The sequence below is a fragment of the Janthinobacterium sp. P210006 genome (genome assembly GCF_036231885.1).
GTDB classification, from domain to species: domain Bacteria; phylum Pseudomonadota; class Gammaproteobacteria; order Burkholderiales; family Burkholderiaceae_D; genus Janthinobacterium; species Janthinobacterium violaceinigrum.
Genome location: NZ_JAZARD010000008.1, coordinates 14,769 through 38,770, shown reverse-complemented (window position 1 = coordinate 38,770; position 24,002 = coordinate 14,769). Strand labels below are relative to the sequence as shown.

Here is a 24,002-nt window from a genome sequence, read left to right as displayed (position 1 = left end):
ATGAAGTCAAGCGCTTTTCCATCGATATTGCCAAATTCTTCACGACAACCAAAAAAGCAACTCTTGATTTTGACAGCAAGGTCGCCATCTGCGCACTATTAAGAAAACGCGTAAGATTGAAAACAATTGGAAAGGCGTAGATATTGCGCATGACAACCACTGTGAAAGCATTAGAATAAGCGTATGGCAACCAAGCACGACACAGAAACCCTGCTGGAGCGGCAAGTGCTGAAGCCGCCACCGCTCTACCAGGTAGCCTTGCTCAATGACGACTACACCCCGATGGAATTTGTGGTGGCTATCATTCAGGAGTATTTCAACAAGGACCGTGAAACGGCGACGCAAATCATGCTCAGTGTTCATCGCTACGGCAAAGGAGTGTGCGGCGTGTTCTCTAAAGATATAGCGTGTACCAAAGTGGAGTTCGTTTTAACGCATGCGCGCAAGGCGGGGCATCCCCTGCAGTGCGTGATGGAGGAAGTATGATTGCGCAGGAATTAGAAGTAAGTTTGCACATGGCGTTTGTCGAAGCTCGACAGGCACGGCACGAATTCATCACGGTTGAGCATTTACTGCTGGCACTGCTGGACAATCCCTCCGCTGCCGAGGTATTGCGTGCCTGCGCGGTCAATATTGAAGACCTGCGCAAGACCCTCACCAATTTCATCGGCGATAACACGCCGACCGTGCCTGGCACGGGCGAAGTCGACACCCAGCCGACGCTTGGTTTCCAGCGCGTGATCCAGCGCGCCATCATGCATGTCCAGTCTGCCTCGAATGGCAAGAAGGAAGTCACGGGCGCCAATGTGCTGGTGGCCATCTTCGGCGAAAAGGACTCGCATGCGGTGTACTACCTGCACCAGCAGGGCGTGACGCGCCTGGACGTGGTCAATTTCATCTCGCACGGCGTGCGCAAGGACCAGTCGACGGAAAGCGCGAAAGCGTCCGAAGGCGTGGAAGAAGCGCCTGTCGACGGCCAGCCGAAGGAAAGCCCGCTCGACCAGTTCACGCAAAACCTGAACAAGGCCGCTGCCGAAGGCAAGATCGACCCGCTGATCGGCCGCGAGGAAGAAGTCGACCGCGTGATCCAGATCCTGTGCCGCCGCCGCAAGAACAATCCGCTGCTCGTCGGCGAGGCGGGCGTGGGCAAGACGGCCATCGCCGAAGGCCTCGCTTACCGCATCACGCAGAGCGACGTGCCCGAAATCCTGCAGAATGCCGTCGTGTATTCGCTGGACATGGGCGCCTTGCTGGCCGGTACCAAATACCGCGGCGACTTCGAACAGCGCCTGAAAGCCGTGCTGAAACAGCTGAAGGACAACCCGAACGGCATCCTGTTCATCGACGAAATCCACACCATCATCGGTGCGGGTTCGGCTTCGGGCGGCACGCTGGACGCATCGAACCTGCTGAAACCGGCACTGGCCAATGGCCAGCTGAAGTGCATCGGCGCGACCACGTACACGGAATTCCGCGGCGTGTTCGAGAAAGACCATGCCTTGAGCCGCCGCTTCCAGAAAGTGGACGTCAACGAGCCGACCGTCGAGCAAACCGTGCAGATCCTGCGCGGCCTCAAGTCGCGCTTCGAAGAGCACCATGGCGTGAAATACTCGGCCTCGGCCCTGTCGACGGCGGCCGAACTGGCGGCGCGCTTCATCAACGACCGCCATCTGCCCGACAAGGCGATCGACGTCATCGATGAAGCGGGCGCAGCACAGCGCATCCTGCCGAAGTCGAAACAGAAGAAAACCATCGGCAAGGCCGAGATCGAGGACATCATCGCCAAGATCGCCCGCATTCCGCCGCAAACGGTCAACCAGGACGACCGCAGCAAGCTGCAGACGATCGACCGCGACTTGCGCAACGTGGTGTTCGGGCAAGATCCCGCCATCGACGCGCTGGCCTCGGCCATCAAGATGGCCCGTGCCGGCCTGGGCAAGACGGACAAGCCGATCGGCTCCTTCCTGTTCTCCGGTCCGACCGGCGTGGGCAAGACCGAGGTGGCCAAGCAACTGGCGTTCATCCTCGGCATCGAGCTGATCCGTTTCGACATGTCGGAATACATGGAACGCCACGCCGTCAGCCGTCTGATCGGCGCGCCACCGGGCTACGTCGGTTTCGACCAGGGCGGCCTGCTGACGGAAGCGATCACCAAGAAACCGCATGCGGTGCTGCTGCTCGATGAAATTGAAAAAGCCCATCCGGACATTTTCAATATCCTGCTGCAAGTGATGGATCACGGTACCTTGACGGATAACAATGGCCGCAAAGCCGATTTCCGCAACGTGATCATCATCATGACCACCAATGCGGGGGCGGAAAGCTTGCAGAAAGCTTCGATCGGCTTCACGAATTCCAAGCAGGCAGGCGACGAGATGGCCGACATCAAGCGCATGTTTACGCCGGAATTCCGCAACCGCATCGACGCGACCATCAGCTTCCGCGCGCTGGACCAGGAAATCATCCTGCGCGTGGTCGACAAGTTCCTCATGCAGCTGGAAGAGCAGTTGCACGAGAAAAAGGTCGAAGCCGTGTTTACCGAGAAGCTGCGCACCTTCCTGGGCAAGAAGGGCTTCGATCCGCTGATGGGCGCGCGGCCGATGGCGCGCCTGATCCAGGATCTGATCCGCAAGGCCCTGGCCGACGAGCTGCTGTTCGGTCGCCTGGTTACCGGCGGACGGGTCACGGTCGACCTCGACGACAAGGAGCAGGTCTTGCTGGAATTCCCGGAACCGCCAGACGCGGCGCCGACGGCTGCACCGGAAACGGTGGAAGTGGAGTAAGCGCAGCCTGCGCCACGCGCATCCGAAAAACCCGCCCCACGCAAGTGGCGCGGGTTTTTTTACGTGCCAGCCATGCCGAGGGCTGAAATGTTGTAAAAATAGCTTTGTTTAAAAATAGGTATTGCTTTCGCACAAGCTATGCAAGAATCATGATCCCGATGTCGGCTGCGCTCCACATCGTTTCGCCTCCCTAGCTCGTTGAAAGACTGCTTACATGAAAATTTCCCGTACTCTTGCCTTCCTGTTGTGTTCCGCCGGTCTCCTGGGCAGCACGGCCGTCATGGCCGCTGCCGCGACGGCAGGCAGCTATTTCCGTTTTCCTGCCGTGCGCGGCGATACCGTCGTGTTCACGGCCGAAGGCGACCTGTGGAAAAGCAGCGTGCGCGGCGGTGCCGCGCAGCGTTTGACCACGCATCCCGGTTATGAAACGAATGCGGCAATTTCGCGCGACGGTCAGTGGCTGGCCTTTTCCGCCGCCTACGAGGGCGCGCAGGAAGCATATGTGATGCCGCTGGCCGGCGGCTTGCCGCGCCGTATTTCGTACGACAATGGCGGCGTGCTGGTGCTGGGCTGGACGGCCCAGGGCGAAGTGCTGGTCAGCACGCAAAATACGGATGGTCCCGCTTCGCGCCGCATCGTTGCCGCCATCGATCCCGTGAAACAGACGCGCCGCGTGTTTCCCGTGGCCGACGCCAACGATGCCGTGCTCGACGACGCGGGCAAGACGCTGTTCTTCACCCGTTTCGGCCTGGCCATGACCAACGACAATGTGCGCAACTACCGGGGCGGCGCCCATGCCACCCTGTGGCGCTATGACCTGGATGGTAAGGGCGAAGCCGTGCGCATGCACGCGGAGCCTGCCGTGTTGGCGGGCAATAACAAGCGCCCCATGTGGTGGCAGGGCCGCGTCTATTACATCAGCGACGAGGGCGGCAGCGACAATCTGTGGAGCATGCTGCCCGACGGCTCCGACCGCCGTGCCTTGACCGGCCACACGCAGTGGGACGTGCGCAATGCGGCGCTGGGCGATGGCAAGATCGTCTACCAGCTGGGCGCCGACCTGCACGTGCTGGACCTGAACGCGCCCGCCGCGTCCTCGGCCTCTTCCACCTCGCAGCCGCTGGCCATCAGCCTCGTGTCCGATTTCGACCAGCAGCGCGCGCGCCAGATCCGCTCGCCGCTCGATACCTTGAGCAATGTGCAGGTATCGGGCAAGGACGAACGCATCATCCTGACGGCGCGGGGCAGGGTCAGCATCGCGGGCACGGGCAGCTTGCGCCGCGTCGACATCGCCATTCCCGAAGGGGCGCGGGCGCGCGACGCGGTCTTTTCCAGCGACGAGAAATCCGTGTTCGCCATCGTCGACACGAGCGGCGAGAACGAAATCTGGAAGTACGCCGCCGATGGCTCGGGCAAGGGCGAGCAGCTGACGACGCAGGGCGACAACCACCGCTGGAAACTGTATCCGTCGCCGGACGGGCGCTGGCTGGCGCACACGGACAAGAAGGGCCGTTTCTGGCTGCTGGACCTGGCGACCAGGGGCAACGCGCTGATCGACGACGCGGGCAAGGCGGGCGTGGACAAGCACGACGAAGTGCAATGGTCGCCCGACAGCCGCAACCTGGCCATCGTGCGCGTGGCCAGCAACGAGCAGCGCGAACAGATCGGCCTGTACACGCTGGCCACGAAGCAGCTGCAGTTCGTCACCAGCGACCGCTACACGTCCGGCTCGCCCGTGTTTTCACCCGACGGCAAGTGGCTGTATTTCCTGTCGGCGCGCAATTTCCAGCTGGCCAACGGTTCGCCTTGGGGCGACCGCAACATGGGTCCCGTGTTCGACAAGCGCATCGGCGTGTATGCGCTGGCGCTGCAGCCGGGCAACCGTTTTCCGTTCCAGCCCGACGATGAACTGAGCCGCCCCGGCGTCAAGCCGGCCGAGACGGACGATGAAAAGGCGGCCGAACTGGCGGCGGAAAAGGCGCTGGAAAAGGCGGGCGGCAAGGCGGCCGTGAAGAAGGCGCCGGCCGCGCTGCCGTCCATCGTCAGCCAGGGCCTGGCCGAGCGCCTGTATGAAGTGCCGCTGGCGGCGGGCAATTACAGCGCGCTGGCCGCCGACGACAAGCGCCTGTATTTCCTCGAGCGCGACGGCGGCGAGAACAAGTCCAGCCTGAAGACGCTCGCCATCGGCAATACCGGTTCCAAGCCGGAGCTGCTGGTGGCCAATGTGCGCGAATTCGACCTGGCCCAGGATAAAAAACACCTGTACTACCGCACGGCGGCCGCGACCGGGCCGGGCGAGATGCTGGTGATCGAGGCGGGCGCCAAGCTGCCGGCCGACCTGTCGAAGGCCAAGGTCAAGGTCGACGACTGGACTTTCGTGTCGAACCCGCGCCTGGAGTGGAAGCAGATGTTCAACGACGCCTGGCGTTTGCACCGCGACTTCCTGTACGACGCGAAGATGCGCGGCGTGAACTGGAAGGCGGCGCGCGACAAATATGCGCCGCTGGTCGAGCGGGTCACGGACCGGGCCGAACTCAATGACGTGCTGGGCATGATGGTGGCCGAAGTGGGCGCCCTGCATTCGCAGATCCGTCCCGGCGAATTGCGCCGCACGGAGCAGGAGGGCGCGCCGGCGGGCCTGGGCGCCGTGCTGGCGCGCACCAGCGACGGCTACGCGGTCGAACATGTCTACCGCAGCGAGGCGGAATTGCCCGCGGCGCGCGCGCCCCTGTCGCGTCCCGACGTGGATGTGAAGGCGGGCGACGTGATCACGGCCGTCAACGGCAAGGACGTGCTGGCCGCGCGCGACATCAGCGACCTGCTGCTGAACCAGGCGGACAAGCAGGTACTGCTGCAGGTGAAGCGGGGCAAGGCTGCGCCGCGCGCCGTCATCGTCACGCCCGTCAACATGGCGAAACAGACGGCGCTGCGCTATGGCGACTGGGAACTGAGCCGCGCCGAGCAGGTGGCTGCCGCCTCGCAAGGGCGCATCGGCTACCTGCATTTGCGCGCCATGGGACCCAATGACATCGCCTCGTTTGCGCGCGACTTTTACGCCAACATCAACCGCGAAGGCCTGATCATCGACGTGCGGCGCAACAACGGCGGCAATATCGACAGCTGGATCATCGAAAAACTGCTGCGCAAGGCCTGGGCCTACTGGGCGCCGCCGGGCGTGCAGCCGTCGTCGAACATGCAGAACACCTTCCGCGGCCACCTGGTCGTGCTGGTCGACGAGCTCACGTACTCGGATGGCGAGACCTTCGCCGCCGGCATCAAGGCCCTGGGCCTGGCGCCGCTGGTGGGCAAGCGCACGGCCGGCGCCGGCGTCTGGCTCAGCGACAATACGCGCCTGGCCGACAACGGCATGGCGCGCGTGGCGGAAAACGGCCAGTTCGGCATCGATGGCCAGTGGCTGATCGAAGGCGTGGGCGTGGTGCCGGACGTGGAGGTGGAAAATCCGCCGCACGCCACCTTCAATGGCGCCGACCGCCAGCTGGAAGTGGCGCTGGACATGCTGGCGAAAAAGCTCAGGGAGCAGCCGCGCCCCGCGTTCCAGGCGCAGCCGATTCCCGCGCTGAAGTAAGGCCGCTACAGGCCGGTGATTGCCTTGAACTGCTGCGCGCGGCGGCGCGATACTTCGATCACGCTGCCGTCCTGCAGGCGCAGGTCGAGGCCATCGGCGGCATTCGGCGCCACCTGCACCACCTGCGCCAGGCTGACGATCTGGCGCCGGTTGGCGCGAAAGAACAGGGCCGGATCCAGTTTCTCCTCCAACTGGTTCAGGGTGCGCAGCATCAGCGGATGCTGCGCGCCGAAATGCACGCGCGTGTAGTTGCCTTCCGATTCCAGCAGGCGGATATCGTCAAGCGCGACAAACCAGCAGCGCTCCCCATCCTTGATGAAGACCTTGCGCGGCGCGGGTGTCGGCACGGCCTGCGCCCGCGCGCCGGCGCGCGCCAGCGCCGTGGCCAGGCGCGCCGCCTGGACGGGTTTTTGCAGGTAGTCGAGGGCGCTCACTTCAAATGCCTGCAGCGCGTACTGGTCGAAGGCCGTGCAGAAGATGACGTCGGGCGCCGCGTCGAGCGACGCCAGCAGGTCGAAGCCGGAGCCGCCCGGCATCTGCACGTCGAGCAGCAGCAGGTCGGGCTGCAGCTTGCCGATCTGCGCGACGGCGTCGGCCGCGCTGGCCGCCTCGCCCACGATGTCGACGGCGCCGCATTGCACGTGGGGCGCCAGCAGGCGCCGCAGCTCGGCGCGCGCCAGGCGCTCGTCATCGACCAGCAAGACCTTCAGCGGCGGCGCGCTCATGGCTGCTCCGGCAGGTCCATGGTGGCGCAGACCCAGCCCGCCTGTTCGCGCAATTCCAGGCTGGCGTGCTCGCCGCAGGCCAGCTGCAAGCGCTGGCGCGCATTGCGCAGGCCGACGCTGGTGGACGTGCCGGGTTCGCGCAAGGCGCCCGTGTTGGCCACTTCGACCTGCAGCATGGCCACGCCTTCGGCAGGGGGCGCACGCCGCGCCGCGATGCGGATGTCGCTGCCGTCGGCGCTAATTTCGACGCCGTACTTGACGGCGTTTTCCACCAGCGTCTGCAAGGCCATGGGCGGCACGCGCACGTGATCGAGCCCGGGGGCGATGTCGAAGCTGACGCGCAGGCGCTCCTCGAAACGTATCTGTTCGATCGCCAGGTAGGCGCGCACGGCTTCCAGTTCTGCCGACAGCGGCACCGTGTCATGCTGGCCCGATTGCAGCGCGTGGCGCATCAGGCCTGCCAGCTGGTCGATCATGTGCGCGGCAGCCTCGCGGTCTTCGTAGATCAGGGCGCGCACGCTATTGAGGCTGTTGAAGAAAAAATGCGGGTTGACCTGCGCCTGCAGGGCGCGCAGTTCGGCCTCCCGTCCATGCAGCTGCAGGCGCAGGGTTTCCGCTTCCAGGCGGGCGGCGCGGCGCAGCGACAGCGCGGTGAAGTAAAACACCGTCCAGGTCAGGAAGACCCCGAACCAGAACAGCAGCGCGCCGGGCAGCCAGGCGATGCCGCGCAGGATGTCGGGCGGATACATGACGTGGAAGGCGGCCGTCACGCTGGCCGTCTGGATGGCGGCCAGCAGGACCAGCGACGGCACGATGCGTTTCCAGCGTAAGCCGTTGGCCGCCCAGCCGCGCCGGCGCAGCACGCCATGCCACAGGTGCGACAGCAGCAAGCCGCCCAGCGATCCCCAGCAGGCGATGGTCGCGACGATGCGCAGTTGCGAGGAGCCGCCGTACACGCTGTTGAACAGGGCCAGCGCGCCCCAGCCGGCCAGCTGGAAGGTCCAGTACCAGTCGATCCGGGCCAGCAGCGGTGGGCGGCGGAGTGGCGTCATGGCTCAGCGCAGAAATTGCTCGATCTGGCCGAACATCCAGTCCGGCTGGTCGTACATGATGAAGTGGCGCGCCGTGTCGGCCAGCGCGATCTGCACGCCGGGCAGCTGGCGGTACTGCTGCTGGAAAGTGGCTTCGATGGCGGCACGCGGCGCGTAGTCCTGGTAGGCGATCCAGGTGCCCAGCACCAGGGTGGGCGACTGCACTTTCGCTACATCCTGGCGCAGGTCGCTGGCCATCAGGGTGCCCATGGCGCTGATGACCGTTTCGCGGTCCGAGCGCTGGCCCCAGCCGACGATGCGTTCCACGTCGGCCGGCGCGCTGGCCATGGCCGCGACGGTGCGGCGCCGGCTGGCGCTGGCGGCCGCCGCATCCTGGGCCCGCATGGCCGCCTGCATCTGCTGCGACATCGCTTGCAGCTGTTCCGGCGTGATGGAGGGCAGCTGCGTCGCGCCCAGCGCCGGCAGCGAATCGACGATCACCAGCTTGCCCGCCTGTGCGGGATGGTCGATGGCCATCTTCAGGGCCAGGAAGCCGCCCAGACTATGTCCGATGATGGCCGGCCGGCCCAGTTTTTTTCCGGTGATGTAGTCGGCCAGCTGCTGTTCCGCCTGCGCCAGCAGGTCGCCTTCGATCGGTGCCACGCCGGCAAAGCCGGCCAGTGTCAGCACGTGGCAGGCGCGCCCGGCCTGCGGTCCGCACAGGCGCGCCACCGTGCCTTGCCAGACTTCGCCCGAGGATGCGAGGCCGGGAATCAGGATGAGGGGACGGCCTTGGCCCGTGACCTCGACCGTGAATGCCGCGGGCGCGGCGGCCTGGCCGGCGCCCGCCAGCAGCGCGCTACTGAGCAGTATCAATGTTTGCAATGTTCGTTTCATGGGGTACTCCTCCTTGACGACCATGCTAGCGGCGCAGGCGCCCCGCAGCCAGCGCTGCGGGATGAGCGGCGCCAGGGCGGGATGAACGGTTCAGATCCACACATCCTGATCCTGGCAGTGCTCCGGATGGTAGGTCAGGTACTGCACCATGCGCGGCGCGGGGCCCCGGTTGGGCGTGGCGCAATGGGGCAGGGCCTGGTGCCAGATGATGAAATCGCCGGCCTGGCCTTCGACGGGCACGGGCTGCAGGCTGTGGATGGCCCATTCGCGCGGCGTGGTGCCGGGCGGCACCTGCTGCATCCAGCCGGCGATGTGCCGCTGGAAACCGGGCACGCAGTGGAAGGCGCCGTGCTGCGCCGGACAGTCGCTCAGGTACAGCATGCCCTGCAGTTTGAACGGAATCGGCTGTTGCAGGCTGACGTCCCAGTGCAGGGCGCTGCCGAGGAAACGGTGCTGCGGCGTTTCCGGGGCATTGAAGCTCACCTTGTCGATGCTGGCATAGATGCCGGTGCCTGCGCCGTACAGCTGCTGGTAGGCGTGGCGGATGCGCGCGACGTGGCGGTTTGCCTCGAGGGCCGGATGGTCGGAAAACTGCAGCATCAGGCCCCGCTTGCCCGGGTGCGGCCGGTACCACGATGCAGGTTCGTCGGGGGAGGCGCCCAGGTAGTCCCAGATGGCCGCCTGGGCGGCGGCGCACTGCGCGCGCGGCACGGCGCCGCGCAGCACCAGGTAGCCGTGTTCCTCGAAATGGCGCAGTTCGGCGGCGGACAGCACGTCCTCGTGCGGGCTGCTGGCGTGGGCCGGGCGGGGCCGCGTGCGCGCGGCGATCCAGTCGGCGTAGGCTTGCAGGGTGGGCCGCTGCTGGTACAGGAAGTGCAGCGCGTCTTCCATCGAAATGCCGCGCGCATACAGCGCCTTGATGTCCCCGTTGTCGCGCGCCAGTCCGTCGGCGCCAGGCGCACCGCCTTGTCCCGTGCAGCGCTGCCATAATTGGTGCAAATGAGGCCAGTCGTCCATGGTGTCTTGAGGTGATTGAGAAATTAGCCGGCGCGCAGGCGGCGCCACAGGGTGGTGCGGCTGATGCCCAGGTATTGGGCGGCGGCGTCGCGGCGCCCGCCGAAGCGCGCCAGTACGGCGCTGGCGCTTTCGTCTTCCGGGCGCGGCGCGGCGGTGGCGGTGGTGGTAGCAGCCGGCGGCAGCGCCGCCGTGCCGGCGCCATTGGTCAGTTCCGGCGCCACGCCCAGCACGAAGGCGGGAGTGAGCGCCTGCAGCGGTTCGGCGGCCAGGAACAGGGCCAGGCGTTCGGCCAGGTTGCGCAGTTCGCGCACGTTGCCGGGCCAGTCGTAGCGGCGCAGCAGCGGCGCGCAGGCGATGATTTCCGCGTGCAGGTTGGGGTGCGGACGGGCGCCCAGCGCGGCCAGCGCGTTTTTCAGCGACCATTCGGCCAGGCCGGGAATATCGCTGGCGCGTTCGCGCAAGGCAGGCAAATGCAGGCGCAGCACGGCCAGGCGGTAGAACAGGTCGGCGCGGAAGCGTCCTTCGCGGATGCGCTGCTCCAGGTCGCAGTGGGTGGCGCTGATGATGCGCACATTGATGGCGATGGGCCGCGTGCCGCCCACGCGCACCACTTCGCGCTCTTCCAGCACGCGCAGCAGCCGCGTTTGCAGGGCCAGCGGCATTTCGCCGATTTCGTCGAGGAACAGGGTGCCGTGGTTGGCCGCCTCGAACAGGCCCGCGTGGCCGCCCCGGCGCGCGCCCGTGAATGCCCCGTCTTCGTGGCCGAACAGTTCCGATTCCAGCAGGGACTCGGCGATGGCGCCGCAATTGATGGCGATGAAGGGCCGGTTCGCGCCCAGGCTGCGGGGGCTTTCGCGGTGGATGGCCTGCGCCACCAGTTCCTTGCCGCTGCCCGTCTCGCCCTGGATCAGCACCGTTGCCGGCGAGCGGGCGTACAGCACCACCGACTGGCGCAGCGCCTCCATCGCTTCGGATTCGCCGCGCAGATCGTGCAGGCCGTGGCGTGCGCGCAGGGTGTCGGCCACCACTGCGCGGCGTCCGCGGTTCGATTCGATCTGGGTCAGGCGCGCCAGTTCCAGCGCGTCGTCGAAGGCGCGCCGGATGGCCGTGGCCGAGTACACGAAGACGGCGGCCAGTCCCGCTTCCTCTGCCAGGTCGGTGACGAGGCCCGCGCCGACGACGGCCTTGACGCCGGCCGCCTTGAGTTCGTTGATCTGCGCGCGCGCGTCTTCCTCGGTGGCATAGGTGCGTTGAAAGATCGGAAAGCCGAATGTGGCGGCAAATTCGCCCAGTTCCGGCATCGGGTCCTGATAGGTGACGACGCCGATCTGCGGCGAGATGCGCCGCGCGCGCGCCAGCGCCTGCATCACGTCGTAGCCGCTGGCCTTGGCGATGATGACGGGCACCGACAGCCGGCCTTTCAGGTAGGCGCCGTTCGAGCCGGCCGCGATGACGGCGTCGCAGCGCTCGGTGGCCATGCGTTCGCGGATGTGGCGCACGGCGTCGTCGAAGCCCAGGTTGATCGGCTCGATCGTTGCCAGGTCGTCGTATTCGAGCGTGATGTCGCGGAACAGGTCGAACAGGCGCGAGACGGAGACGGTCCAGATGACGGGTTTGTCGCGGTGGTCGAGCGGAGGTTGGGGAGGGCGGCGCATGCTTTATTCTAAACGATTTGTTTCATTTTTTAGCCATGCAACGGCCTTGCAACGGGCGTGTTGCAAGCAGTCTGTGGCGTTTCAGATATTGCCAATAAGGAATATGAAAAAACCCCGGGAAACTGGTTTATGATCTAGCAGCACCATGATGCCTATGGAATATATTGCTCAGGCGCATGTTCGACCGTTACCAACCGACCCATGGTGTCCATGAACCGCGTACCGACCAGTCCCGATTTCATCGCCGATGCCTTGCAACTGATCGCCTTGCCGGCGTGCGCCTGCGATGCCTGCGGCATGGTGGTGGCCGCGAATGGCGCCTTGAACGCCTTGCTGGGCAGGGATGTGTCGGGCCGGCTGCTGGCCGATTGTTTCAGCGACGCCTACCGCGCGTCGAGCACCAGCATGCTGCGCGGCGCGCTGGGCGCGGCGGGGCGCGAGCGGCACTGGGACAGCAGCCTCGAAGGGGAGGCGGGCGCCATCGCCGTGCAGGTGTGGGCCAGGCCGCTGCCGGTGGGCGATGGCTTGCCGGGGGCGACCCTGGTGTTTGCCGACATCAGCGTGCAGCAGCGCGACCAGCAAGCCTTGCGCAAGACCCTGCTGGAACAGCAGGCCATCCTGGAAAGCGCGGCCGTCGGCATCGTGTTTTCCAAGGGCGGATTCATCGAGGAGTGCAATATCCGCGCCGCCGAGATGCTCGGTTATGCGCGCCACCAGTTGACGGGCATGCCGGGCGCGGTGCTGTACCGCTCCGCCGAGCATTGCCGCGCGCTGGGGCTGGAAGCGGCGCCGCTGCTGTCGAAGGGCAAGCCGTACCGCACCGAACTGGAATTGCGGCGCCAGGATGGCACCTTGTTCTGGAGCCGGTTGCACGGGCGCGCCGTCGATCCCCTCAATACCCATGACGGCACGGTATGGATCATCGAGGATATCAGCGACCACCGGCGCGATGAAGACCAGCTGCGCCGCGCCATGCTGGAAATGCAGGCCGTGATGGACAACGCGCCGCTGGCCATTGGTTTTCAGCGCGACAAGGGCGTGCTGCGCTACAACCGGCGCTTCGCCGAATGCTTCGGCTTTGACGGCGACAGCGGCGTGGGCTTGCCGGTGGCCGACCTGTATCCGTCGCGCGCGGCGTACGACCATGTCGTCAGGCAGGCGGCGCCCCTGCTGCGGCGCGGCTTGCCGTTCCAGGGCGAGATGGAGATGCGCCGCCGCGACGGTTCCACGTTCTGGGCGCTCGCGTATGGCTATGTCCTGAACCCGGAGAGCCAGGCCGACCGCGGCCTGCGCGACACGATCTGGCTGTTCGACGACCGCAGCGCGCAAAAGGCGGCCGAGGAAGCCACGCGCCAGCTGATGCTGGAGCAGCAGGCCATCCTCGACAACGCCTCCGTCGGCATCCTGTTTTCCCGTTCGCGCCTGGTCCTGCGCTGCAATCCCCGCTTCGCCGAAATGTTCGGCTACGCGCAGGAGGAGATGACGGGCCTGCCCGCCGCCGAGCTGTTTCCCTCGCCCGCCGCCTACGAGGAATTTGGCGTGCAGGCCACGCCGCTGCTGGGACAGGGCTTGCCGTACGAGCAGGATGAAGCGCTGTTCCGCCGCCGCGACGGCAGCCTGTTCTGGTGCCGCATCCGCGCCAAGGCCGTCGACCAGGTGCACAGCGAGCAGGGCACCATCTGGATCCTCGAAGACGTCACGGCCAGCCGCCAGACGCAGATGGAAGTGGCGGCCATCATGACGAATGCCTCGGTGAGCATCCTGTATACCAAGAACCGCCAGATCACGCGCTACAACCTGGGCTTTGCCGCGATGTTCGGCTACAGCGGCGACGAGGCGCTGGGCTTGCCCGGCCGCGCGCTGTACGTCTCGCAGCAGTCCTACGAGCTGCTGGGCGCGGCGGCCTTCCCCTTCCTGTCGGTGGCCAAGCCCTTCCAGACGGAAGTGGAAATGATGCGCCGCGACGGCAGCACCTTGTGGGCGCAGCTGATCGCCTATGTCGTCAATCCGGACGATCCCGCCGCCGGCACCATCTGGATCATCGAGGACCGCACGGAAGCGAAGCGCGCCGAGGAATCCCTGCGCAACGCGCTGCTGGAAAACCAGGCCATCCTCGACAGCGCCGTGCTGGGCATCTCGGTGGTGGAGGACGGCTACAATTTGCGCAGCAACAGCAAGATGGAAGAGCTGTTCGGCTACGGCCCCGGCGAGATCAACGGCCTGTCGGTGCAGGCCCTGTATCCGGACGTCGCTGCGTGGAAGGCGGCGCGCGGCGAGACGGCGCGCGACTTCGGCGCGGGCAGGGTGCACATGTCGGAATACCAGCTGGTGCGCAAGGATGGCAGCCGTTTCTGGGCGCGCCTGTCCGGCCGGCCGTTCGACCTGGCGCATGCGCATGGCCGTTCGGTGTGGCTGGTTGACGACGTGACGGCGCGCCGCGAGGCGGCCGAGGCGGTGCGCCGCGCGCGCGACGAACTGGAACTGCGGGTGCAGGAGCGCACGGCCGAACTGGCCGGCGCCAACCTGCTGCTCCAGGGCGAAATCGTCGAGCGGCGCCAGGCCGAGGCGCGGGTGCACCACATGGCCTACCACGACAACCTGACGGGCTTGCCGAACCGCGCGCTGCTGTCGGACCGGCTGGAACGGGCCATGCTGGCCGCGCAGCGTTCCGGCCGCAAGCTGGCCGTGATGTTCATCGACCTGGACCGCTTCAAGACCATCAACGATTCGCTGGGCCACATGACGGGCGACCTGCTGCTCAAGGAAGTGGCCGCGCGGCTGTGCGGCGCCGTGCGCGCCAGCGACACGGTGGCGCGCCTGGGCGGCGATGAATTCGTCGTGCTGGTGCCGGGCATTCGCGGCACCGATGAAGCGGCGCGCGTGGCCGAGAAGATCATCGAGGCGCTGACGCCCGCCTTTCCGCTCGACGGCCATGTGCTGCACGTGACGCCGTCGATCGGCATCTGCGTGTATCCGGACGATGGCGGCGACGTCGACGCCCTGATGCGCCATGCGGATGCAGCCATGTACCACGCCAAGGGCAATGGCCGCAACAATTACCAGTTCTTCACGCAGACGATGAACCAGGCGGCGGCCCTGCACTTCGACCTGGAAAGCAGCTTGCGCACGGCGCTGGCGCTGCAGCAGTTCGAGCTGTTTTACCAGCCCGTCATCGATATCGGCACGCGCCGCCTGCATGGCATGGAAGTGCTGCTGCGCTGGCGCCGTCCCGGCCATGGACTGGTGCTGCCTGACCGCTTCATTCCCATCATGGAGGAAAATGGCCTGATCGTGCCCGTGGGCGAGTGGGTGATGCGCCAGGCGTGCGAGCAAAGCATGGCCTGGCAGCGCCAGGGCCTGCAAGCGGTGCCGCTGGCGGTGAACCTGTCGCCGCGCCAGTTCATGCACAAGGGCCTGGTGGCGGCCATCGGCGCCGTGGTGCGGGAAACGGGCATCGACCCGTCACTGCTGGAATTCGAGATCACCGAGACGGCGCTGATGCAGCATGGCGAGCATACGCTGGAGATTTTGCGGCAGATCAATGGCATGGGCCTGCGCCTGTCGATCGACGATTTCGGCACCGGTTATTCCAGCCTGGCCTACCTGAAGCGCTTCCCCGTGAAGAAGGTCAAGATCGACCGCGCCTTCATCAAGGATCTGGAGCACAGCGGGGAAGACCGCGCCATCGTGGCGGCCATCATCGCGCTGGCCGACAGCCTGCAATTGTCGACCGTGGCCGAGGGCGTGGAGACGGAAGAGCAGTTCGCCCTGCTGCAGGCAAGCGGCTGCCGCTATGCGCAGGGCTATCTGTTTTCCGCTCCGGTGCCTGCGGCGAATGCGCAGGTGCTGCTGGAGAGCGCGACCTGAACTGCCGCGCTTCGGCCGGCGATCAGTCGATGGTGGCCACGACGGGCGCATGGTCGGACGGCTGCTCCCACTTGCGGGGCACGCGGTCGATCACGCAGGCCGTGCAGCGGGCGGCGAGGGCGGGCGAGAGCAGGATATGGTCGATGCGCAGGCCCTTGTTCAGGCGGAAGCCCAGCTGGCGGTAGTCCCACCAGCTGAACGATTTGTCAGCCTGCTCGAACAGGCGGAAGGCATCCGCCAGGCCGATGTCGAACAGGCGCTGCAGGGCCGCGCGTTCCTTGTCCGACACCAGCACCTGGCCGGCCCAGGCGACGGGATCGTGCACGTCGCGGTCGTCGGGCGCGATATTGTAGTCGCCCACGACGGCCAGTTGCGGATGCTGCTGCGCTTCTTCGGCCAGCCAGTCGTGCAGGGCGGCCAGCCAGCCCAGCTTGTATTCGTACTTGTCCGAGTCGACGCTCTGGCCGTTCGGCACATAGGCGCAGACGACGCGCACGCCACCGATGGTGGCGGCCAGGATGCGCTGCTGCGCATCTTCATAGCGGGGATTGTTCTTCACCACGTCGGTGATCGGCAGCTTCGACAGAATGGCCACGCCGTTGTAGGTTTTCTGGCCGCTGAAGACCACCTGGTAGCCGGCCGCCTCGATCTCGGCGACGGGGAACTTGTCGTCCGTGAGCTTGGTCTCTTGCAAGCAGAGTATGTCGACCGGGTTGTCTGTCAGCCACTGCAGCACTTGCGGCAGGCGCACTTTGAGCGAGTTGACGTTCCAGGTGGCGAGTTTCATGGGAAAAATCCTTGCTTGAATAGGTATCGATAGGCGCGAATCTTACCGCATGCGTGCCGGCAGCGTCCTGCCCCGCTTGCCGGGGGCATGCTTTATTTGCTTGCAGGGAAAAAGAGTATTAATAAAGTATTTATATTTAACCAATCGTGGCGCATGAATATTATGTTTTTGTGTATCATTGATCAACCCCTATGTTTGATTTGGCATAAGTGGCTGGCGCGGCAGGCTGCGTCTCCCCATTTAACGCGACAAAGGTGTAAAGTTTCTCGCTAAAACGCGATAAAAACTACTAAAATGGCACAATGTAACAACTGTGTCATACGGCTTTGTTACAGCCAAGTTAAGAACCGAACAGGAAGCAGTTGTAATTAGTTGTAATTGCTATTCCGATTACATGACCACTGTGCCCGGGGCGGAGCGTAGATTCCGTCCTTGGCGCCGCCAGACTTGTTATATAAATTGCAGTACTATATCTATGAGACTGTTTTGCGACATCAATAGATGGTACTATTTTGAAATGTTGCAGTTTTAATAGTGAGACTTGCGCGTAGCATTTGCAAAGGAAGAAAATGCGAACTGCATTTGAAGCGTGGGCGCAGCGTGACGGCCACATTGTGCGGCGAAGAGAAGACAAACCGGATGAGTACCTGATCTTCGAGACCCAGCGTCGCTGGGTTATCTGGCAGGCTGCTCTGACGCATGGCAAGACGGCTGCGAAGCCGCGGGTGAGCGCTGCCGAAAAGGCGGCGAAGGCCCAGCGCGCGCTGGAAATGTCTTCCGATGAAGCGACCGTGCGCAACAAGGTGCTCAATGAGGTGCTCGACGCCTTCAGCGGCGCCGATGGCGCGGCCGGCATGGAAGGCATACTGAAAGTGATCCAGAGCCTGAAAATGAAGCAGAAGGCACTGGCCGACGACAAGAGCGAAGATTCCACGGCTTGAGGAGACGGCGATGCGTTATCGGCACTACAAGGGCGGCATTTATGAACTGGTGTGCGAAGCCACGCTGGAAGCGGATCTCACGCCGATGATCGTCTATCGCGCCGCCGACGGTTCCATCTGGACCCGGCCGAAAGACGTGTTCTTTCAGCTGATCGAGGTCGAAGGCGTCATGGTCCAGCGTTTCGCCCCCATCAACTGATGGCCGCCTGCGTGCGTGCCCGGGATTATCTTCATGCGTAAATTGCTGCCTGCCGCAGTGCTGCTGGCCCTTGCCTGCACCGCGGCGCATGCCGAAACCATCGGTTCGGTCGACACGGTGTTCAAGCTGATCGGCCCTGACCACAAGATCGTCGTCGAAGCGTATGACGATCCCCGCGTCGCCGGCGTCAGCTGCTATCTGTCGCGCGCCAAGACGGGCGGCATCAAGGGCGCCGTCGGTCTGGCCGAAGACAAGGCCGATGCGGCCGTGGCCTGCCGCCAGGTGGGACCGCTGCAATTCAAGGGCAAGCTGCCGCGCCAGGAAGAAGTGTTTACCGAGCGCGCCTCGATCTTCTTCAAGCATGTGCGCGTCGTGCGCATGGTCGACAGCAAGCGCAATGCGCTCGTCTATCTCGTCTATTCCGACCGCCTGATCGAGGGTAGCCCGAAAAATAGCGTCACCGCCGTCGCCGTGCCGGGCGACCAGCCGATTCCCGTCCGTTAAGCGAGCCATCCATGCGCGTACCATCGTCTGCCGCCATTGCCGCCAGGACGCTGCTGCTGTTTGGCCTGGGCGGCTGCGCCACGTTGACGGGCAACACCGAGCAGATGGTGCTGGTGCAAACCATCCAGGACAACCGCGAACTGAGCGGCGCCGGCTGCATCCTCAGCAACGACGTGGGCAAGTGGTTTGTCACCACGCCGGGGCGCATCACCATCCGCAAGAGCCAGGAACCGCTGAAGGTCGATTGCCGCAAGCACGGTTCGCCCGCCATCGCGACGGACGACCATATCGATCCCAAGCTCAATGGCAGCGTCTGGGGTAATGTCATCCTGACCCTGGGCGTCGGCTATTTCGTCGACCGCAACACGGGTGCCGGCTTCGACTACCCGTCCATTCTGACCATCGTCATGCAGGACCCCGCGCGCCTGGCGCCGCCTCCGCCGGTTCCCGCACCGCCGCCGGCGGCCGCCGTGCCGGAAGCGGTGGTGCAGCCCAAGGTGGCGCCGCTGCCGATTCCCGATCCCGTCGTCTACTGATTCATGCGCTGCGCATAAAAAAAAACCGCCATGGTCGCAAGACCTGGCGGTTTTTTTCACGGTGTCACGACGCCTGACAAAACCGTCGCGAGCGGGAGCTAGTGGTGGCCGAGAAGCGCAGCTGTACTTCAGGTACAGCGAGCATCGCCGGCAGCCAATAGCCCCGCGCAGCAGGTTTGGTCTGGCGTTTCCTTACACGCGGTTGATCAGGAACGTCGTCAAGAGCGGCACTGGACGGCCGGTCGCGCCTTTTGCGCCACCCGATTTCCATGCCGTGCCGGCGATGTCCAGATGCGCCCAGGTGTACTTCTTGGTGAAGTTTTCCAGGAACGCCGCTGCCGTCACCGAACCGCCGCCTGGCGTGCCGATGTTGGCCAGGTCGGCGAAGTTCGACTTCAGCTGCTCGTTGTACGCCTCTTCGATCGGCATGCGCCATGCCGTGTCGCTCGATTGCTTGCCCGCTGCCAGCAGTTCATTGGCCAGCTGGTCATGCGCCGCATCGCTGCGCGTGAACAGGCCGCTGTTGTGGTGGCCCAGCGCGACCACGCAAGCGCCCGTCAGGGTGGCGATATCGACCACGGCTGCCGGCTTGAAGCGTTCGGCGTAGGTCAGCGCGTCGCACAGCACCAGACGGCCTTCGGCGTCCGTGTTCAGCACTTCGATGGTCAGGCCATTCATCGAGGTGACGATGTCGCCCGGTTTGGTGGCGCGGCCCGACGGCATGTTTTCGCACGCGGCGATGACGCCGATGACGTTCAGCTTCAGATTCATTTCGCCGATGGCGCGGAAGGTGCCCAGTACCGAGGCGGCGCCGCACATGTCGTACTTCATTTCATCCATGCCGGGACCGGCCTTGATGGAAATGCCGCCCGTGTCGAAGGTGATGCCCTTGCCGACCAGGACCACTGGCGCATCCTTGGCCTTGCCGCCCATGTGTTTCAGGACGATGAATTTCGGCGGCTGCTCGCTGCCGTTGGTGACGGACAGGAAGCTGCCCATTTTCAGCGCTTCGAGCTGTTTGCGGTCCAGCACTTCGACTTCGAACTTGTAATCCTTGGCCAGCTGCTTGGCCGTGTTGGCCAGGTAGGTCGGGTTGGCGATGTTCGCCGGCAGGTCGCCCAGCTTGCGCGTCAGGTCGGAACCGTTGGCGATGGCGATGGCTTGCGCCAGCGCGCCGCGGGTAGCGGCCGTTGCTGGTGCCGACAGGACGATCTTGCGCACGCCCGCGGGTGCCGGGTCTTTTTTGCTTTTTTGCGAGTCGCAGCGGTATTCGCTGTCGTGGGCGGCTTGCACCACGCAACGGATTGCCCAATTTACGTCGCGCTCTTTCACTTCCGTCAGCGGTAATGCGATAATGGCGTCCGCAGCGCCCAGCGAGCCAAACGCCTTGAGCGCCGCTTGCACGCCGCTGGCGAAGCTTTTTTCGCTGACAGTTTCATCGCTGCCCATGCCGACGAGCAGAACACGTTCCGCGGCGACGCCATCGACTGCGCGCAGCAGCAACGTGCTGCCAGGCTTGCCGCTGATGTCGCCGGACTTCAGCGCAGCCGAAATCGCACCCTTGCTGTCCAGCGATTTTGCCGCTGGCGACAGTTTTTTGTTTTCGAATACCGCAACCGCGATGCATCCGCTTTTGGCCGTGCCGAGGGTGCTCTTGGTATCGAATGCTTTTATGCTAAAGTCCATTTGGTTCTCCGTTTTCATTTACTAGTAACGTGTTACTCAACTAACTGACCCGAATTATAAACTCCGAATGATCTTTCAACGCGCCCTTCGACGTGAATTGGCTAGTGCCGCCGGGGCCACCTTCACTGTTTTGTTCAGTATCCTGCTCACCTGGATGCTGATCGGTATTCTCGGCAAGGCGGCGGGCGGCAAAATCGCGTCGTCCGACGTCATGTCCCTGATGGTCTTTTCCGCCCTGATGCAGCTGCCCACCATCATCATCCTCACCGGTTTCATTTCGGTGCTGATGGTCGTCACGCGCAGCTACAAGGAGTCGGAGATGGTGGTGTGGTTCGCTTCCGGCCTGAGCCTGTCGCGCTGGATCTGGCCCGTCCTCAGCTTCGGCCTGCCGCTGGTGCTGGCCACCGGCGTCCTGAGCCTGTACGCCACGCCGTGGGCGCAAAAGAAAAGCGATGAATATGTGGCGCGCTTCGAAAAGCGGGAAGACCTGCAGAAAGTCACGCCGGGCCAGTTCCGCGAATCGGCCGGCAGCAACCGCATCTTCTTCGTCGAGGGCGTCAGCGGCGAGAAAAACGTGGTGCAGAATGTTTTCGTCAATACCGTCGATGAAAAAGGCAGCGCCGTCGTCGTCGTCGCCCGCGAAGGCGTGATCAATACCGACGCCAAGGGCGAACGCTTCCTGGTGCTCAAGAGCGGCCGCCGCTACCAGGGCGTGCCGACGCAAGCGGACTTCCAGACCATGGAATTCGAGCAGTACATCATGCGCATCGAGAGCAAGCAGCAGGAGCTGGGAGCGGAACTGGGCGTGCGCGCCATGAGCACCATGGCGCTCATCGCCGAGCCGAACCCGTACACCATGGCCGAATTGCTGTGGCGGGTCAGTGCGCCGTTGATCGGCCTGATGCTGATCCTGCTGGCCATTCCGCTGGGCTTTGTCAATCCGCGCGCCGGCAGTTCGACCAACCTGATCATCGCCCTGCTGATTTTCTTTACCTACAGCAACCTTATCAAGGTCGTCGAAGCGAGCGTGAAACAGGGGCGCCTGAGCTTTGGCGTGGCCTGGTGGCCGCTGCATTTGCTGGCGGCACTGGCCGTGGTGGTGCTGTTTGCATGGCGCCTGAATGTGAATCACCGCTATCATCCGCTGGTCCTGCTGGCGTCCTTCAAGCGCGCGCGCCGCGCCGGCAATACAAGTAAAGCGGCATCGAAATGAAGATTTTACAGCGCTATTTTGCGGTCTCGATATTCCAGGCGGTGCTGTTCGTGCTGCTGGCCTTTCTGGCACTGCAGGCCTTCATCGACCTGACGGGCGAGCTGCCCAAGGTGGGCCGCAACGGCTATACCATCCAGTATGCGTTCCTGTACGTGCTGGTGCTGGTGCCGGGGCATGTGTACGAGGTGATGCCGATCGCGGCCCTGATCGGCACCATTTATACGATGGCGCAGTTTGCCGCCAGCTCCGAATTTACCATCATGCGCGCGTCGAGCATGTCGACGGCGATGGCGGCCGGTTTCCTGTTCCGCATCGGTATCGTCTTCGTCGTCATCACCTTCATCTTCGGTGAACTGATCACGCCGCGCACGGAGCCGCTGGCCGAGCGTATCAAGCTGACGTCGCGCGGCGCGGCCGTGTCGAGCGAGTTCCGCTCCGGCCTGTGGACCAAGGACATGGTCAAGAGCGACGGCCTGACGGGCACCGTCACCGGCTCGCGCTTTTTCAATGTGGGCGAAGCGCGTCCCGACGGCCAGCTGAAAAACGTCAAGCTGTATGAATTCGACACCGACATGCGCTTGCGCACCTTGACCGTGGCCAAGGGCGCTACCTACCAGGGCAATAATATCTGGCGCCTGACCGAGGTGACGGAAACCTCGTTCTCGAACAGCGCGGCCACCGCGCCCGGCTTCGAGCCGAAGCTGTCGAACTACTATGGCCAGGAGACGAGCCTGGTGCGCACCGTGCAAAGCGCCAGCAAGGACATGACGTCGGAAGTGACGCCGAAGATCCTGACGGTGTCGGCGTCCGATCCCGAGCGCATGTCGGCCAGCGAACTGGCCGTGTATACGCGCCACCTGGCCGAGAACAAGCAGGAAACCGAGCGTTTCCGCATCGCCTTCTGGAAAAAGCTGATCGATCCGCTGGCCATTTTCGTGCTGATGGCGCTGGCGCTGCCGTTCGCCTACATGCACACGCGCAGCGGCGGCATCAGCCTGAAGATCTTCATCGGCATCATGATCGGCGTGAGCTTCATGCTGGTCAACACCCTGTTCTCGCATCTCGGGCTGCTCAGCACATGGCCAGCCTTCGTGACGGCGGTGGCGCCGAGCGCCCTGTACCTGCTGCTGGCGCTGGGCGCCCTGTGGTGGGTGGAGCGGCACTGATGGCGGCGCACGTGCAACAGGCATTGATCCTGTTTGCCCACGGCGCGCGCGCCGCATCGTGGGCCGCGCCCTTCGAGCGCCTGCGCGACCTGACCCAGGCGCGCATGCCCGACGCCAGCGTGCACCTGGCTTTCCTGGAACTGATGTCGCCGCGCCTGCCCGAGCTGGTGGCGGCCCTGCTGGCCCAGCTGCCCGCCGGCGCCGTGTTGGACGCCACCGTGGTGCCCGTGTTCCTGGGGCAGGGCGGGCATGTGCTGCGCGACTTGCCGCTCTTGCTGGAAGAATTGCGCCAGCAGCATCCGCAACTGCGCCTGAAGGTGGTCGAAGCGGTGGGCGAGAACGCCAGCGTGCTCGCCGCCATCGCCGACTACTGCGTGGCCGCGCCAGGCACCAGTCCCAGCTCCAGCCCTATCCCTTGAACGGCGCCGCCAGCGCGATGCCTGCCGCGGCCATCGACATCGTCTACCTGTGGGTCGATGGCGCCGACCCGGCCTGGCGCGCGCGCCGGCAGCACGCGTATGCCGCCTGGGAGCAGGCGCATCCGGGCCAGCTGGCCCTGCACGGTAACGTGGCGGGGCGCTACCGCGACAACGGCGAACTGCGCTACAACCTGCGCGCGCTCGAGCGCTTCTTCCCCGGCCACGGCCATATCTATCTGCTGACGGACCGCCAGGTGCCTGCCTGGCTGCGCGCGTCGCCGCGCCTGACGGTGATCGACCATGCGAGCCTGATGCCCGGCGCGTCCCTGCCCGTGTTCGATTCCGGCCATATCGAATCGTATCTGCACCATATTCCGGGCCTGTCCGAGCGCTTCCTGTATCTGAACGACGACGTATTCTTTGGCGCGCCGTTCGAGCCGGCCTTCTGGTTCGGCGGGGAAGGGGACGGGCGCTTGAGCGTTTTCACGGAGAGTGCGCTGCAGGACGACATGCAGGGCTTGCGCGCCGACGTGGCGGCGCCCGTCAATTGCGCCACCTTGTCGCGGCAATGGCTGTCGGCGCAGTACGCCGATTACCGGCATGAGCCGCGCCTGTATGCGCATGCGCCGCGGCCCATGCTGAAAAGCGCGCTGCATGCACTGGAAGGGCTGGCGCCGGCCATGTTTGCCGGCGTGCGCGCGACCGTGTTCCGCTCCTGGCAGGTGCCGGCATTGCTGCCCGACCTGGTGCCGCGCTGGATGGTGCATCAGGGAGTGGCGCGGGCGCGCATGCTCGATCCGCTGCATATCGCCAGCGGCGACGCGGATGCGCCGCGGCAGCTGGAGCAGCTGCTGGCGCAGTTCGGCCGCTTGCCGTTTTTTTGCATCAACGATACCTGCGACGAGGCCGAAGACGACGATCCGCGCTTGCTGCGCGTGGCCGCTACCTTGCAGCGGCTGCTGCCGCTGCCCTCTTCGTTTGAAATGTGAC

At 64.6% G+C, this 24,002-nt stretch carries 19 protein-coding genes; 12 read left to right on the top strand and 7 right to left on the bottom strand.

The features are described from left to right. Positions 1 to 183: 183 nt before the first annotated feature. The 3 genes from clpS to VPH41_RS27825 all read left to right on the top strand — a co-directional run bounded on the left by clpS (position 184) and on the right by VPH41_RS27825 (position 6,369). Positions 184 to 486, top strand: coding sequence for an ATP-dependent Clp protease adapter ClpS (clpS, locus tag VPH41_RS27835; protein ID WP_034751577.1), 303 nt, complete (start codon positions 184 to 186; stop codon positions 484 to 486). After that, positions 483 to 2,783, top strand: coding sequence for an ATP-dependent Clp protease ATP-binding subunit ClpA (gene clpA / locus VPH41_RS27830; RefSeq protein WP_152284730.1), 2,301 nt, complete (start codon positions 483 to 485; stop codon positions 2,781 to 2,783). Before clpS ends, clpA begins: the two co-directional genes overlap by 4 nt. 214 nt (positions 2,784 to 2,997) lie before the next feature. Then, entirely contained in the window at positions 2,998 to 6,369 is a 3,372-nt protein-coding gene (locus tag VPH41_RS27825) for a S41 family peptidase (RefSeq protein WP_328572203.1), read from the top strand. A 5-nt stretch (positions 6,370 to 6,374) separates the two neighbouring features. On the opposite strand, the gene VPH41_RS27820 is transcribed toward VPH41_RS27825, so the two are convergent. The 5 genes from VPH41_RS27820 to prpR all read right to left on the bottom strand — a co-directional run bounded on the left by VPH41_RS27820 (position 6,375) and on the right by prpR (position 11,694). Continuing rightward, the gene (locus VPH41_RS27820) at positions 6,375 to 7,094 is read right to left on the bottom strand and encodes a LytR/AlgR family response regulator transcription factor (RefSeq protein ID WP_328572202.1); all 720 of its coding nucleotides are present in this window, start codon (positions 7,092 to 7,094) and stop codon (positions 6,375 to 6,377) included. After that, positions 7,091 to 8,146: a sensor histidine kinase gene (locus tag VPH41_RS27815; RefSeq protein WP_328572201.1), complete on the bottom strand. Its 1,056-nt coding sequence runs from the start codon at positions 8,144 to 8,146 to the stop codon at positions 7,091 to 7,093. Before VPH41_RS27815 ends, VPH41_RS27820 begins: the two co-directional genes overlap by 4 nt. A gap of 3 nt (positions 8,147 to 8,149) precedes the next feature. After that, the gene (locus tag VPH41_RS27810) at positions 8,150 to 9,022 is read right to left on the bottom strand and encodes an alpha/beta fold hydrolase (protein WP_328572200.1); all 873 of its coding nucleotides are present in this window, start codon (positions 9,020 to 9,022) and stop codon (positions 8,150 to 8,152) included. Positions 9,023 to 9,112: 90 nt separating this feature from the next. Next, a complete protein-coding gene (locus tag VPH41_RS27805; RefSeq protein WP_328572199.1) occupies positions 9,113 to 10,039 on the bottom strand; it encodes a phytanoyl-CoA dioxygenase family protein in 927 nt (308 codons plus the stop codon). Positions 10,040 to 10,062: 23 nt separating this feature from the next. Beyond that, complete coding sequence (prpR, locus tag VPH41_RS27800) at positions 10,063 to 11,694, bottom strand: propionate catabolism operon regulatory protein PrpR (protein WP_328572198.1); 1,632 nt, start codon at positions 11,692 to 11,694, stop codon at positions 10,063 to 10,065. A gap of 210 nt (positions 11,695 to 11,904) precedes the next feature. Here prpR and VPH41_RS27795 point away from each other — a divergent pair, with 210 nt between their 5' ends. Then, a complete protein-coding gene (locus tag VPH41_RS27795; protein ID WP_328572197.1) occupies positions 11,905 to 15,561 on the top strand; it encodes a sensor domain-containing protein in 3,657 nt (1,218 codons plus the stop codon). A gap of 22 nt (positions 15,562 to 15,583) precedes the next feature. On the opposite strand, the gene xth is transcribed toward VPH41_RS27795, so the two are convergent. Then, positions 15,584 to 16,348 (bottom strand): exodeoxyribonuclease III, encoded by a 765-nt coding sequence (gene xth / locus VPH41_RS27790; protein ID WP_152284737.1) that lies wholly within the window; start codon positions 16,346 to 16,348, stop codon positions 15,584 to 15,586. Between the two features lie 569 nt (positions 16,349 to 16,917). On the opposite strand from xth, the gene VPH41_RS27785 reads away from it, so the two are divergent. The 4 genes from VPH41_RS27785 to VPH41_RS27770 are packed head-to-tail and all read left to right on the top strand — an operon-like array spanning position 16,918 to position 18,528. Further along, positions 16,918 to 17,289, top strand: coding sequence for a hypothetical protein (locus VPH41_RS27785; protein ID WP_287779471.1), 372 nt, complete (start codon positions 16,918 to 16,920; stop codon positions 17,287 to 17,289). 10 nt (positions 17,290 to 17,299) lie between these two features. Beyond that, complete coding sequence (locus tag VPH41_RS27780; RefSeq protein ID WP_034782199.1) at positions 17,300 to 17,488, top strand: DUF1653 domain-containing protein; 189 nt, start codon at positions 17,300 to 17,302, stop codon at positions 17,486 to 17,488. A 33-nt stretch (positions 17,489 to 17,521) separates the two neighbouring features. Next, positions 17,522 to 17,992, top strand: coding sequence for a CreA family protein (locus tag VPH41_RS27775; RefSeq protein ID WP_328572196.1), 471 nt, complete (start codon positions 17,522 to 17,524; stop codon positions 17,990 to 17,992). A gap of 11 nt (positions 17,993 to 18,003) precedes the next feature. Further along, positions 18,004 to 18,528 (top strand): hypothetical protein, encoded by a 525-nt coding sequence (locus tag VPH41_RS27770; protein ID WP_328572195.1) that lies wholly within the window; start codon positions 18,004 to 18,006, stop codon positions 18,526 to 18,528. Between the two features lie 192 nt (positions 18,529 to 18,720). Here the strand turns inward: VPH41_RS27770 and VPH41_RS27765 are convergent, their stop codons facing one another. Continuing rightward, the gene (locus tag VPH41_RS27765) at positions 18,721 to 20,214 is read right to left on the bottom strand and encodes a leucyl aminopeptidase (protein ID WP_328572194.1); all 1,494 of its coding nucleotides are present in this window, start codon (positions 20,212 to 20,214) and stop codon (positions 18,721 to 18,723) included. Between the two features lie 67 nt (positions 20,215 to 20,281). Between VPH41_RS27765 and lptF the strand changes: the two genes are divergently transcribed. From lptF to VPH41_RS27745, 4 genes are read left to right on the top strand one after another with little or no spacing between them, the layout of a single operon-like run. After that, on the top strand, positions 20,282 to 21,427 hold the full coding sequence (gene lptF / locus VPH41_RS27760; RefSeq protein ID WP_152284740.1) for an LPS export ABC transporter permease LptF: 1,146 nt from the start codon (positions 20,282 to 20,284) through the stop codon (positions 21,425 to 21,427). Beyond that, positions 21,424 to 22,593 (top strand): LPS export ABC transporter permease LptG, encoded by a 1,170-nt coding sequence (gene lptG, locus VPH41_RS27755; protein ID WP_328572193.1) that lies wholly within the window; start codon positions 21,424 to 21,426, stop codon positions 22,591 to 22,593. The genes lptF and lptG overlap by 4 nt, the downstream gene beginning before the upstream one ends. Further along, a complete protein-coding gene (locus VPH41_RS27750) occupies positions 22,593 to 23,012 on the top strand; it encodes a sirohydrochlorin chelatase (RefSeq protein WP_328572192.1) in 420 nt (139 codons plus the stop codon). Before lptG ends, VPH41_RS27750 begins: the two co-directional genes overlap by 1 nt. Further along, positions 23,009 to 24,001 carry a Stealth CR1 domain-containing protein gene (locus VPH41_RS27745; RefSeq protein WP_328572191.1) on the top strand — a complete coding sequence of 331 codons (993 nt, stop codon included), beginning with the start codon at positions 23,009 to 23,011 and terminating at the stop codon, positions 23,999 to 24,001. The genes VPH41_RS27750 and VPH41_RS27745 overlap by 4 nt, the downstream gene beginning before the upstream one ends. The last annotated feature ends 1 nt before the right edge of the window (position 24,002 follow it).

What these genes read in the sequence shown, in the direction of transcription:
- clpS (WP_034751577.1), top strand. Translation starts at nt 184, where the DNA reads ATGGCAACCAAGCACGACACAGAAACCCTGCTGGAGCGGCAAGTGCTG.
- clpA (WP_152284730.1), top strand. Translation starts at nt 483, where the DNA reads ATGATTGCGCAGGAATTAGAAGTAAGTTTGCACATGGCGTTTGTCGAA.
- VPH41_RS27825 (WP_328572203.1), top strand. Translation starts at nt 2,998, where the DNA reads ATGAAAATTTCCCGTACTCTTGCCTTCCTGTTGTGTTCCGCCGGTCTC.
- VPH41_RS27820 (WP_328572202.1), bottom strand. Translation starts at nt 7,094, where the DNA reads ATGAGCGCGCCGCCGCTGAAGGTCTTGCTGGTCGATGACGAGCGCCTG.
- VPH41_RS27815 (WP_328572201.1), bottom strand. Translation starts at nt 8,146, where the DNA reads ATGACGCCACTCCGCCGCCCACCGCTGCTGGCCCGGATCGACTGGTAC.
- VPH41_RS27810 (WP_328572200.1), bottom strand. Translation starts at nt 9,022, where the DNA reads ATGAAACGAACATTGCAAACATTGATACTGCTCAGTAGCGCGCTGCTG.
- VPH41_RS27805 (WP_328572199.1), bottom strand. Translation starts at nt 10,039, where the DNA reads ATGGACGACTGGCCTCATTTGCACCAATTATGGCAGCGCTGCACGGGA.
- prpR (WP_328572198.1), bottom strand. Translation starts at nt 11,694, where the DNA reads ATGCGCCGCCCTCCCCAACCTCCGCTCGACCACCGCGACAAACCCGTC.
- VPH41_RS27795 (WP_328572197.1), top strand. Translation starts at nt 11,905, where the DNA reads ATGAACCGCGTACCGACCAGTCCCGATTTCATCGCCGATGCCTTGCAA.
- xth (WP_152284737.1), bottom strand. Translation starts at nt 16,348, where the DNA reads ATGAAACTCGCCACCTGGAACGTCAACTCGCTCAAAGTGCGCCTGCCG.
- VPH41_RS27785 (WP_287779471.1), top strand. Translation starts at nt 16,918, where the DNA reads ATGCGAACTGCATTTGAAGCGTGGGCGCAGCGTGACGGCCACATTGTG.
- VPH41_RS27780 (WP_034782199.1), top strand. Translation starts at nt 17,300, where the DNA reads ATGCGTTATCGGCACTACAAGGGCGGCATTTATGAACTGGTGTGCGAA.
- VPH41_RS27775 (WP_328572196.1), top strand. Translation starts at nt 17,522, where the DNA reads ATGCGTAAATTGCTGCCTGCCGCAGTGCTGCTGGCCCTTGCCTGCACC.
- VPH41_RS27770 (WP_328572195.1), top strand. Translation starts at nt 18,004, where the DNA reads ATGCGCGTACCATCGTCTGCCGCCATTGCCGCCAGGACGCTGCTGCTG.
- VPH41_RS27765 (WP_328572194.1), bottom strand. Translation starts at nt 20,214, where the DNA reads ATGGACTTTAGCATAAAAGCATTCGATACCAAGAGCACCCTCGGCACG.
- lptF (WP_152284740.1), top strand. Translation starts at nt 20,282, where the DNA reads ATGATCTTTCAACGCGCCCTTCGACGTGAATTGGCTAGTGCCGCCGGG.
- lptG (WP_328572193.1), top strand. Translation starts at nt 21,424, where the DNA reads ATGAAGATTTTACAGCGCTATTTTGCGGTCTCGATATTCCAGGCGGTG.
- VPH41_RS27750 (WP_328572192.1), top strand. Translation starts at nt 22,593, where the DNA reads ATGGCGGCGCACGTGCAACAGGCATTGATCCTGTTTGCCCACGGCGCG.